Annotated in this window: 13 protein-coding genes; all 13 read left to right on the top strand. The window is 44.1% G+C overall.

Translation table 11 applies throughout. From position 1 onward, the window contains the following. The first annotated feature begins 3 nt into the window (after window positions 1-3). The 13 genes from MKX71_RS11240 to MKX71_RS11180 all read left to right on the top strand — a co-directional run bounded on the left by MKX71_RS11240 (window position 4) and on the right by MKX71_RS11180 (window position 11,730). A complete protein-coding gene (locus MKX71_RS11240) occupies window positions 4-651 on the top strand; it encodes a phosphoribosylanthranilate isomerase (RefSeq protein ID WP_029317984.1) in 648 nt (215 codons plus the stop codon). Beyond that, on the top strand, window positions 632-1,834 hold the full coding sequence (gene trpB / locus MKX71_RS11235; protein ID WP_029317985.1) for a tryptophan synthase subunit beta: 1,203 nt from the start codon (window positions 632-634) through the stop codon (window positions 1,832-1,834). Before MKX71_RS11240 ends, trpB begins: the two co-directional genes overlap by 20 nt. After that, window positions 1,827-2,630, top strand: coding sequence for a tryptophan synthase subunit alpha (gene trpA, locus MKX71_RS11230; protein WP_029317986.1), 804 nt, complete (start codon window positions 1,827-1,829; stop codon window positions 2,628-2,630). The genes trpB and trpA overlap by 8 nt, the downstream gene beginning before the upstream one ends. A 10-nt stretch (window positions 2,631-2,640) precedes the next feature. Then, entirely contained in the window at window positions 2,641-3,723 is a 1,083-nt protein-coding gene (hisC, locus tag MKX71_RS11225; RefSeq protein ID WP_338382638.1) for a histidinol-phosphate transaminase, read from the top strand. Window positions 3,724-3,771: 48 nt separating this feature from the next. Next, window positions 3,772-4,887: a prephenate dehydrogenase gene (locus tag MKX71_RS11220; protein ID WP_339231085.1), complete on the top strand. Its 1,116-nt coding sequence runs from the start codon at window positions 3,772-3,774 to the stop codon at window positions 4,885-4,887. 10 nt (window positions 4,888-4,897) lie between these two features. Beyond that, window positions 4,898-6,184, top strand: coding sequence for a 3-phosphoshikimate 1-carboxyvinyltransferase (gene aroA, locus MKX71_RS11215; RefSeq protein WP_031315588.1), 1,287 nt, complete (start codon window positions 4,898-4,900; stop codon window positions 6,182-6,184). A gap of 334 nt (window positions 6,185-6,518) precedes the next feature. Then, a complete protein-coding gene (locus tag MKX71_RS11210; RefSeq protein WP_339231082.1) occupies window positions 6,519-7,790 on the top strand; it encodes a tetratricopeptide repeat protein in 1,272 nt (423 codons plus the stop codon). A gap of 71 nt (window positions 7,791-7,861) precedes the next feature. After that, on the top strand, window positions 7,862-8,401 hold the full coding sequence (locus MKX71_RS11205; RefSeq protein ID WP_004399171.1) for a ReoY family proteolytic degradation factor: 540 nt from the start codon (window positions 7,862-7,864) through the stop codon (window positions 8,399-8,401). Window positions 8,402-8,455: 54 nt separating this feature from the next. Then, window positions 8,456-8,902, top strand: a complete 447-nt coding sequence (locus MKX71_RS11200) for a YpiF family protein (protein ID WP_014480115.1) — start codon at window positions 8,456-8,458, stop codon at window positions 8,900-8,902. 142 nt (window positions 8,903-9,044) lie between these two features. Continuing rightward, on the top strand, window positions 9,045-9,548 hold the full coding sequence (locus tag MKX71_RS11195; protein WP_003230627.1) for a ubiquinol-cytochrome c reductase iron-sulfur subunit: 504 nt from the start codon (window positions 9,045-9,047) through the stop codon (window positions 9,546-9,548). A gap of 1 nt (window position 9,549) precedes the next feature. Further along, window positions 9,550-10,224 (top strand): menaquinol-cytochrome c reductase cytochrome b subunit, encoded by a 675-nt coding sequence (gene qcrB / locus MKX71_RS11190; RefSeq protein WP_003225560.1) that lies wholly within the window; start codon window positions 9,550-9,552, stop codon window positions 10,222-10,224. 34 nt (window positions 10,225-10,258) lie between these two features. Continuing rightward, the gene (locus MKX71_RS11185; RefSeq protein WP_004398051.1) at window positions 10,259-11,026 is read left to right on the top strand and encodes a menaquinol-cytochrome c reductase cytochrome b/c subunit; all 768 of its coding nucleotides are present in this window, start codon (window positions 10,259-10,261) and stop codon (window positions 11,024-11,026) included. Window positions 11,027-11,136: 110 nt separating this feature from the next. After that, the gene (locus MKX71_RS11180; RefSeq protein WP_004398789.1) at window positions 11,137-11,730 is read left to right on the top strand and encodes a DUF1405 domain-containing protein; all 594 of its coding nucleotides are present in this window, start codon (window positions 11,137-11,139) and stop codon (window positions 11,728-11,730) included. Window positions 11,731-11,752: the final 22 nt, after the last annotated feature.

Raw genomic sequence — 11,752 nt, 5'->3', positions numbered from 1 at the left:
GTTGTGAAGAAACCGGCATTAAAATATTGCGGTATTCGGTCACTAAAGGATTTGCAGCTTGCGGCGGAATCACAGGCTGATTACCTAGGATTTATTTTTGCTGAAAGCAAACGAAAAGTATCTCCGGAAGATGTGAAAAAATGGCTGAACCAAGCTCGTGTCGAAAAACAGGTTGCAGGTGTTTTTGTTAATGAATCAATAGAGACGATGTCACGTATTGCCAAGAGCTTGAAGCTCGACGTCATTCAGCTTCACGGTGATGAAAAACCGGCGGATGCTGCTGCTCTTCGCAAGCTGACAGGCTGTGAAATATGGAAGGCGCTTCACCATCAAGATAACACAACTCAAGAAATAGCCCGCTTTAAAGATAATGTTGACGGCTTTGTGATTGATTCATCTGTAAAAGGGTCTAGAGGCGGAACTGGTGTTGCATTTTCTTGGGAATGTGTGCCGGAATATCAGCAGGCGGCTATTGGTAAACGTTGCTTTATCGCTGGCGGCGTGAATCCGGATAGCATCACCAGCCTATTGAAATGGCAGCCAGAAGGAATTGACCTTGCCAGCGGAATTGAAAAAAACGGACAAAAAGATCAGAATCTGATGAGGCTTTTAGAAGAAAGGATGAACCGATATGTATCCATATCCGAATGAAATAGGCAGATACGGTGATTTTGGCGGAAAGTTTGTTCCGGAAACACTCATGCAGCCGTTAGATGAAATACAAACAGCATTTAAACAAATCAAGGATGATCCCGCTTTTCGTGAAGAGTATTATAAGCTGTTAAAGGACTATTCCGGACGCCCGACTGCATTAACATACGCTGATCGAGTCACTGAATACTTAGGCGGCGCGAAAATCTATTTGAAACGAGAAGATTTAAACCATACAGGTTCTCATAAAATCAATAATGCGCTAGGTCAAGCGCTGCTTGCTAAAAAAATGGGCAAAACGAAAATCATTGCTGAAACCGGTGCCGGCCAGCATGGTGTTGCCGCTGCGACAGTTGCAGCCAAATTCGGCTTTTCCTGTACTGTGTTTATGGGTGAAGAGGATGTTGCCCGCCAGTCTCTGAACGTTTTCCGCATGAAGCTTCTTGGAGCGGAGGTAGTGCCTGTAACAAGCGGAAACGGAACATTGAAGGATGCCACAAATGAGGCGATCCGGTACTGGGTTCAGCATTGTGAGGATCACTTTTATATGATTGGATCAGTTGTCGGCCCGCATCCTTATCCGCAAGTGGTCCGTGAATTTCAAAAAATGATCGGAGAGGAAGCGAAGGATCAGTTGAAACGTATTGAAGGCACTCTGCCTGATAAAGTAGTGGCATGTGTAGGCGGAGGAAGCAATGCGATGGGTATGTTTCAGGCATTTTTAAATGAAGATGTTGAACTGATCGGCGCTGAAGCAGCAGGAAAAGGAATTGATACGCCTCTTCATGCCGCCACTATTTCGAAAGGAACCGTAGGGGTTATTCACGGTTCATTGACTTATCTCATTCAGGATGAGTTCGGGCAAATTATTGAGCCCTACTCTATTTCAGCCGGTCTCGACTATCCTGGAATCGGTCCGGAGCATGCATACTTGCATAAGAGCGGCCGTGTCACTTATGACAGTATCACTGATGAAGAAGCGGTGGATGCATTAAAGCTTTTGTCAGAAAAAGAGGGGATTTTGCCGGCAATCGAATCTGCCCATGCGTTAGCGAAAGCATTCAAACTCGCCAAAGGAATGGATCGCGGTCAACTCATTCTCGTCTGTTTATCAGGACGGGGAGACAAGGATGTCAACACATTAATGAATGTATTGGAAGAAGAGGTGAAAGCCCATGTTTAAATTGGATCTTCAACCAACAGAAAAATTGTTTATCCCGTTTATTACGGCGGGCGATCCAGTTCCTGAGGTTTCGATTGAACTGGCGAAGTCACTCCAAAAAGCAGGCGCCACTGCATTGGAGCTTGGTGTTGCATACTCTGACCCGCTTGCAGACGGTCCGGTGATCCAGAGGGCTTCAAAGCGGGCACTTGATCAAGGAATGAATATCGTAAAGGCAATCGAATTAGGCGGAGAAATGAAAAAAAACGGAGTGAATATTCCGATTATCCTCTTTACGTATTATAATCCTGTGTTACAATTGAACAAAGAATACTTTTTCGCTTTACTGCGGGAAAATCATATTGACGGTCTGCTTGTTCCGGATCTGCCACTAGAAGAAAGCAACAGCCTTCAAGAGGAATGTAAAAGCCATGAGGTGACGTATATTTCTTTGGTTGCGCCGACAAGCGAAAGCCGTTTGAAAACCATTATTGAACAAGCCGAGGGCTTCGTCTACTGTGTGTCTTCTCTGGGTGTGACCGGTGTCCGCAATGAGTTCAATTCATCCGTGTACCCGTTCATTCGGACAGTGAAGAATCTCAGCACTGTTCCGGTCGCTGTAGGGTTCGGTATATCAAACCGTGAACAGGTCATAAAGATGAATGAAATTAGTGACGGTGTCGTAGTGGGAAGTGCGCTCGTCAGAAAAATAGAAGAATTAAAGGACCGGCTCATCAGCGCTGAAACGAGAAATCAGGCGCTGCAGGAGTTTGAGGATTATGCAATGGCGTTTAGCGGCTTGTACAGTTTAAAATGAGGTGACTGATTTGCGTATCAAAGAACATTTAAAACAGCTGAAGCCTTATCAGCCTGGAAAGCCGATTGAAGCAGTGAAATCAGAATATGGCTTGGATAAAGTGGTGAAGCTTGCTTCAAACGAGAATCCTTACGGCTGTTCAGAGGCTGCTAAAGAGGCGCTTCATCATGAGATTCAACAGCTTGCCCTTTACCCGGACGGGTATAGCGCCGCTTTGCGGACAAGGCTCAGTAAGCACCTCAATGTCAGCGAAACATCACTTATTTTCGGCAACGGTTCTGATGAAATCATACAGATCATCTGCCGGGCATTTTTAAACGATAAAACAAACACGGTTACTGCTGTTCCGACTTTTCCGCAATATAAACATAATGCGGTCATTGAAGGTGCTGAAGTACGTGAAATTGCACTTCGTCCCGACGGCTCACATGATTTAGACGCCATGTTAGAAGCCATCGACGAACAGACACAAGTCGTTTGGATATGCAGCCCGAATAATCCGACTGGCACTTATACATCTGAAGGAGAATTACTCGCATTTCTGGAGCGCGTTCCTTCACGTGTCCTTGTTGTTCTTGACGAAGCATATTATGAATATGTAACAGCAGAGGATTACCCGGAAACCGTGCCGCTCTTAAGCAAGTATTCCAATTTGATGATTTTGCGCACATTTTCAAAGGCATACGGTCTGGCAGCGCTCAGAGTCGGATACGGAATTGCTGACGAGAACCTGATTCGCCAGATTGAGCCGGCGAGAGAGCCGTTTAATACCAGCCGTCTGGGCCAGGCTGCGGCGATTGCAGCACTTGATGATCAAGCGTTTATTGCTTCCTGTGTCGAGCAAAATAATGCAGGCCTTCAGCAGTATTATGATTTTGCGAAAACTCATGGTTTAAAGTGCTACCCTTCACAGACAAATTTTGTGTTAATTGACTTTAAACGTCCTGCTGATGAACTGTTTCAGGCTCTGCTGGAAAAAGGCTATATCGTCCGGTCAGGAAACGCATTAGGTTTCCCGACATCACTCCGGATTACGATCGGAACAAAAGAGCAAAATGAAGAAATACTTGCCATTTTAGCTGAAATTTTATAAGAGGTGATCAAATATCACCTCTTTAGTCTATAAACCAGGTGATGACGTATGAATCAAATGAAAGATACAATATTGCTCGCCGGTCTCGGATTGATAGGCGGTTCGATTGCCCTAGCCATCAAAAAAAATCATCCCGGCAAACGGATTATCGGAATCGACATCTCTGATGAACAGGCGGTAGCGGCATTAAAATTAGGCGTGATAGACGATCGTGCTGATTCGTTTATTAGCGGTGTGAAAGAGGCAGCTACAGTAATCATTGCGACACCTGTTGAACAAACACTGGTTATGCTTGAAGAGCTGGCTCATTCAGGAATTGAACATGAGCTTTTGATTACGGATGTAGGAAGCACAAAGCAAAAAGTGGTTGATTACGCTGATCAAGTGCTGCCTAGCCGCTATCAATTTGTCGGAGGGCATCCGATGGCGGGTTCACATAAATCAGGAGTGGCCGCTGCGAAGGAGTTCCTGTTTGAAAATGCATTTTATATTTTAACGCCAGGCCAGAAAACGGACAAACAAGCTGTGGAACAGTTAAAAAACCTGCTGAAGGGGACGAATGCCCATTTTGTGGAAATGTCGCCCGAGGAGCATGATGGTGTTACAAGTGTAATCAGTCATTTTCCGCATATTGTAGCAGCCAGTCTTGTTCACCAAACCCATCATTCGGAAAACCTGTATCCGCTTGTTAAGCGTTTTGCTGCCGGCGGATTCAGAGATATTACAAGAATTGCATCAAGCAGCCCGGCAATGTGGCGGGATATTTTATTACATAATAAAGATAAAATCTTAGACCGTTTTGATGAGTGGAGTCGTGAAATTGACAAGATCCGTACATATGTAGAACAAGAAGATGCGGAAAATCTATTTCGTTATTTTAAAACAGCCAAGGATTATCGCGACGGGCTGCCGCTTCGGCAGAAGGGAGCGATACCTGCATTTTATGATTTATATGTGGATGTACCCGATCATCCGGGTGTAATATCCGAGATAACAGCGATCTTAGCTGCGGAGCGCATCAGTATCACGAATATCCGCATTATCGAAACACGAGAGGATATTAACGGGATTTTAAGGATCAGTTTTCAGTCTGATGACGACCGCAAAAGGGCAGAACAATGCATTGAAGCCCGGGCGGAATATGAAACTTTTTATGCTGATTGAGGTGGAAAAAATGAAACGAGAAAAGGTGCAGACCTTACATGGAGAAATACATATTCCCGGTGATAAATCCATTTCTCACCGCTCTGTTATGTTTGGCGCGCTAGCGGCAGGCACAACAACAGTTAAAAACTTTCTGCCGGGAGCAGATTGTCTGAGCACGATCGATTGCTTTAGAAAAATGGGTGTTCACATTGAGCAAAGCAGCAGCGATGTCGTGATTCACGGAAAAGGAATCGATGCCCTGAAAGAGCCAGAAAGCCTTTTAGATGTCGGAAATTCAGGTACAACCATTCGCCTGATGCTCGGAATATTGGCGGGCCGTCCTTTTTACAGCGCGGTAGCCGGAGATGAGAGCATTGCGAAGCGCCCAATGAAGCGTGTGACTGAGCCTTTGAAAAAAATGGGGGCTAAAATCGACGGCAGAGCCGGCGGAGAGTTTACACCGCTGTCAGTGAGCGGCGCTTCATTAAAAGGAATTGATTATGTATCACCTGTTGCAAGCGCGCAAATTAAATCTGCTGTTTTGCTGGCCGGATTACAGGCTGAGGGCACAACAACTGTAACAGAGCCCCATAAATCTCGGGACCACACTGAGCGGATGCTTTCTGCTTTTGGCGTTAAGCTTTCTGAAGATCAAACGAGTGTTTCCATTGCTGGTGGCCAGAAACTGACAGCTGCTGATATTTTTGTTCCTGGAGACATTTCTTCAGCCGCGTTTTTCCTTGCTGCTGGCGCGATGGTTCCAAACAGCAGAATTGTATTGAAAAACGTAGGTTTAAATCCGACTCGGACAGGTATTATTGATGTCCTTCAAAACATGGGGGCAAAACTTGAAATCAAACCATCTGCTGATAGCGGTGCAGAGCCTTATGGAGATTTGATTATAGAAACGTCATCTCTAAAGGCAGTTGAAATCGGAGGAGATATCATTCCGCGTTTAATTGATGAGATCCCTATCATCGCGCTTCTTGCGACTCAGGCGGAAGGAACCACCGTTATTAAGGACGCGGCAGAGCTAAAAGTGAAAGAAACAAACCGTATTGATACTGTTGTTTCTGAGCTTCGCAAGCTGGGTGCTGAAATTGAACCGACAGCAGATGGAATGAAGGTTTATGGCAAACAAACGTTGAAAGGCGGCGCTGCAGTGTCCAGCCACGGAGATCATCGAATCGGAATGATGCTTGGTATTGCTTCCTGTATAACGGAGGAGCCGATTGAAATCGAGCACACGGATGCCATTCACGTTTCTTATCCAACCTTCTTCGAGCATTTAAATAAGCTTTCGAAAAAATCCTGAAGTTTTACTTCAGGATTTTTTATGCAGATCATAATTCGAGGCGAAAAAACATAGCTTGTCTTATAGAACGGATAGAAAAACGAAAAGGGGGGATGTGCTTTACTTACAAGCCGGCAGGTCAAAGAGCTGCTTTACTGTACAGAGGGCGATCTTCCTTTTTTCATTTTCTATCTCAAGATCTTTTGGTAAACTAATAAGACTCAATAATTCCCTTCCGTACAGAAGCATCTTATTTGCCGGGGGCATTCGTCTGAATTATGATAAGATTAACCCGAACAAATAAAGCTTTTTTGTATGGTTGATGTTGTATAGGAAAAGAAAGGACCGGTCCGATTTGAATACATTGATTCAAGAAGCCATAAAATTAGTTGAAGCAGGTGAAACAGAAAAAGGCCTCAACACGCTCTTGAAGGCTGAAAAACAGCTGCATGATGAAGATAAAGCCATTGCAGCCCAGCTTTATTACGAGTGGGGCGATGTAGAAAAAGCCATTTCACTGATTAGTGATCTACATGATTTATATCCAAATGAAACAGAACTGACGAATTTCTACGCTGAACTTTTAATAGATATTGACGAAGAAGAAAAAGCCCTCGCTGTGCTGGAGACTATTCCGGAAACAGATCCATCATATCCGGAAAGTTTGCTGCTTATGGCGGATCTTTATCAGATGCAGGGGTTATTCGAAGTCAGTGAACAAAAGCTTTTCCAGGCAAAGTCCATTCTGGACAATGAACCTGTTATTGATTTTGCACTGGGAGAACTTTACTTTGCTCAGGGAGCCTATGCAAAAGCGGTTCAATATTTTAAAACAACGGCTGAGGAGCAGAGTGAGATCGGGGGCGTTAATGTCCATCAAAGACTGGCAGAATCGTTAAGTGCCTCAGGTGAATTTGAGGATGCCATTCCATGGTATGAGAAAGCTGTCGATGAGAATCCTGATCCTAATACGATTTTCGGCTATGGTTTTACAGCCTTACAGGCGGGGCTTGTGAAAACAGCTATTAAGCAGCTGTCTGATTTAAAGGAGCTTGATCCATCTTATACTTCACTTTATATGCCGCTCTCGAAAAGCTATGAAGCTGAAGGAATGTATGAAGAGGCATTAAAAACGGCAAAAGAGGGGATCAGATATGATGAATATAACAAAGAACTTTTCCTTTATGCCGCCAAAATGGCCTTGAAAATCGGGAAGTCAGAAGAGGGGAAGAAGCTGCTTCAGGAGGCGCTTGCGCTTGATCCGGGCTTTGTCGAGGCCCTTCATACACTTCTTGCCGTGTATCACAAAGAAGAGGATTATGATCAGATCATTGATCTTATTCAAGAGGTTCGAAGCTACGGTGAAGAAGATCCTAAATACAATTGGTATCTTGCAAGCGCATATACTGAATTAGAGCAATACGAGGAAGCAAAACAATCCTTTGAGGCTGCCTATCTTCATTACCGGGAGGATAGAGATTTCTTATATGAATACGCAAGCTTCCTATTAGAAGAAGGCCTTCAAAAAGAAGCGCTGCCGCTTTTGAAAAAGGTTCTTGAAATGGACGGAGCCAATGAAGAGCTTGAAGAAACGATTTTGCGAATCGAGGATGAATTTTCTAGATAAGCAGGAATATTAACCATTCATGTGGAACATATAAGTATATAGATTATACGAACGATAGAGGAGGGAATTACATGCAGACCCCTGTTTCTGTCAATGAGAAAAAAGATTTTATCCGTTGGTTTTTAAACCATTATCAGTTAAAGCGCCGAGAGTGCGTTTGGATCTTGAACTACTTAATGAGCCATGATTCTCTCATGGAGAAGGTTCATTTTGTGGAGCAGGCTGAATTTTGCCCGAGAGGCATTATAATGTCAACACATTGTGTTGAAGAAGTTCCGTTCCGGTTCTATAAAGAGAATGTCATGACTACCGACGCGGAAAAATCTTTTCATGATATTAGATTAAATAAACAGCAGGATTTGTTTATCCAGCTTAATTTCCGTTCGGCTTACAGCTCACCTGAATATGCGGCGGTGCTGGAGTCCAACCCGCATATTCCGAAAAACCTTTTTGAGAATAAAAAAGATCAGGGATTGGCGGAACAGATTTTAGAGCACGCTATTTCCACATTCCAAAGAGAAAAATTATTAAAAGACATTGACGACGCGTTAGATCGTCATGATAAAGAGGCATTTGAACAATTATCGCGCCAATTAAATCAGCTCACATAATATGACCAGCCTTGCAGTGAATTGCAAGGCTTGTTGCCGTAAAGGGGGAGAACGATGAGGTGGAGAATCACTGATGCCAAGGACTATTTACAAGCTAAGGATTACATTGATACCGCTGTCATACCATTAATTAACATAAGGGTTAATAACCATTTTAAAATGGCGGCGGAGAAAGGCGAGTTTACGCAGCTTCTCTCAGAAGAACTTGAAAGGCAGTTAAAGGGACGGGTATATTTACTTCCACCTTATACATATGTTGATAGAAATGAAATAACCGTTCAAGGGCTTAAGGATTTGCGGGAAGAGCTGATAACGGAATTTCCGCATGTTGTCCTGCTCACATCTGACGAAAGTTGGAGAGCTGAGGATGCGTTAGGCAAAATGATTGTTACACCGTCTGTTCCATTAGAGCATTTAAATGACTCTTTAAAAAGAAAAATATTGGATGAACGCACTGCTGAAATTTTGAACGTTTTGTTACAGTTATGGAGCACTTCATAAAAACACTTACATTTCCTTATAAACAATATTTTGGCTATATTGACCTTGCTGAGAGATTCATATATTATGAGGGTGTCTAGAGTTATTGCAATATTTTCTATTTTAGTCAGTTTGCAGGGGTGACCTAGAGGGGGGAGAAGAGATGGGCGGTAAACATGATATATCCAGACGTCAATTTTTGAATTACACGCTCACAGGCGTAGGAGGTTTTATGGCGGCTAGTATGCTCATGCCTATGGTTCGCTTCGCACTCGACCCGGTATTAAAATCGACAGGGAAGCAGGATATGGTTCAGGTTGTCAGCGTTGATGAGTTGACAAAAGAGCCGCAGCGCTTTGATTTTAAAATTAATCAAGTCGATGCCTGGTATGAGTCAGAAGAGTCAAGATCAGCCTGGGTCTTCAAAAACGGGGATGAAATTGTAGCACTTTCGCCAATTTGTAAGCATTTAGGGTGTACGGTGAACTGGAATAGTGATCCTAAAAACCCGAATAAATTCTTTTGTCCATGCCATTATGGACTCTATGAAAAGGACGGCACCAATGTCCCTGGCACGCCGCCGCTTGCGCCTCTTGATCATTATGAGCAAGAAGTAAAAGACGGCTTCCTGTATCTTGGAAAAGCAAAGCCTAAGGGGGAAGGGTGACATGCTGAACAAAATTTATGACTGGGTAGACGAGCGGCTTGATATTACACCGATGTGGAGGGATATTGCCGATCACGAAGTACCGGAACATGTGAATCCCGCCCATCATTTCTCTGCGTTTGTGTATTGCTTTGGGGGACTGACGTTTTTTGTAACCGTTATCCAAGTATTATCTGGAATGTTTTTAACGATGTATTATGTGCCTGATATCAAAAATGCCTGGGAATCGGTATATTATTTGCAAAATGAAGTGGCATTCGGCCAGATTGTCAGGGGGATGCACCACTGGGGTGCGAGCCTGGTCATTGTGATGATGTTTTTACATACGCTGAGGGTCTTTTTCCAAGGCGCGTATAAAAAACCGCGCGAGCTGAACTGGATTGTCGGTGTGCTGATCTTTTTTGTTATGCTCGGTCTTGGCTTTACAGGCTACTTGCTTCCTTGGGATATGAAGGCTCTGTTTGCAACAAAAGTCGGGCTGCAGATCGCCGAAGCTACGCCTTTGATCGGAACGCAAGTTAAAACGCTCCTTGCAGGGCATCCGGATATTGTAGGCGCCCAAACGCTGACTAGGTTTTTTGCGATCCATGTATTTTTTCTTCCTGCCGCATTGTTCGGGCTGATGGCTGCACATTTTATTATGATCCGGAAGCAGGGGATTTCAGGACCGCTTTAAACTCTTGATCTGCGAATAAAAGGGAGGGGATGACATGCACCGGGGCAAAGGGATGAAATTTGTAGGCGACTCAAGGATACCGGCTGAAAAAAAGCCGAATATACCGAAGGATTATTCGGAGTATCCGGGTAAAACAGAGGCTTTCTGGCCAAATTTCTTGTTAAAGGAATGGATGGTTGGAGCTGTCTTTCTCATCGGTTTTCTCGTTTTGACGATTGTGCATCAGCCGCCTTTAGAGCGGATGGCGGACCCGACTGATACTGGTTATATTCCGCTGCCGGATTGGTATTTTCTTTTCTTATACCAGCTGTTGAAGTATGAATACGCCGCCGGAAGCTTTACAGTGGTCGGCGCCATGATTATGCCAGGTCTCGCTTTTGGGGCCCTGCTTTTGGCTCCATTCCTAGACAGAGGGACAGAAAGAAGGCCGTGGAAGCGTCCGGTCGCTGTCGGTATGATGCTTCTTGCCATTTCCGCTGCTGTATTTTTGACGTGGCAGTCAGTTGCTACTCATGACTGGGCCAAGGCAGAAGAACAGGGGAAAATTACAAAAGAAGCCGACATTGACACCAATGCAGAAGGATATAAGGTTTTTAAGGAACAGGGCTGTATTTCTTGCCATGGGGATAACCTTCAGGGAGGAGCGGCTGGGCCTTCATTGGTTGACAGCGGGCTGAAACCGGAAGAAATCAAAAAAATCGCTGTAGAAGGGAAAGGCAAAATGCCGGCGGGTGTGTTCAAAGGAAATGATAAGCAGCTCGAAGAACTTGCAAAATTTATTTCTGAAACAACCGCAAAATAACGTATTGTGAATTGTCAAATGGAAGGATATACTTTTAATATCAAAAGCTGACCCGGCGTCAGCTTTTTTATATGGACATATTATTTTTACAGACTGAGAGTTGATTCGATGTGAAATGGTTTCAATATGTATTAGGGCAGCGGCCGATGCTTATTCTTGTCTTAGCCATTAATTTTCTGGGAACGGTTTACGGCTACTATTGGTACTTGCCGCAGCTTTTGGAGACACCGGCCCGTTTCCTGATTTTTGTTCCGGACAGTCCGACAGCAACGTTTTTCTTTCTGTTTGTGCTGCTTGCCTTTCTCATGAAACGGAATGCTCCGCTTTTAGAGGCGCTTGCGCTAGTTACCCTCGTAAAGTATGGCCTATGGGCGGTGGCTATGAATTTTCTTGTGCTTGCAGTAACTGGTGACTTGCCGTGGGAGGGCTACATGCTAATTGCTTCGCATTTTGCAATGGCAGTTCAAGGCGTATTATACAGTCCGTATTTTCGTTTTTCATTTTGGCATCTTGCAATTGCTGCAGTCTGGACACTGCATAACGATGTCATTGACTACTTGTTTGATATGATGCCGCAATACTCTATGCTTTCTGATTATATGACTGAAATAGGATACGGAACATTTTGGCTAAGCATCTTTTCAATCGCGCTTGCTTACTTTCTTGTGGTCTCAAAAAAACAAACGAAGCTTGAGCTGATGTAAAGACAATGTTGGTCTATCCTTG

This window comes from Bacillus sp. FSL M8-0071 (assembly GCF_037975455.1).
Classification (GTDB): Bacteria; Bacillota; Bacilli; order Bacillales; family Bacillaceae; genus Bacillus; species Bacillus subtilis.
Note: the sequence above shows the minus strand (reverse complement) of the source record. Positions and strands in the feature narration are given on the sequence as shown.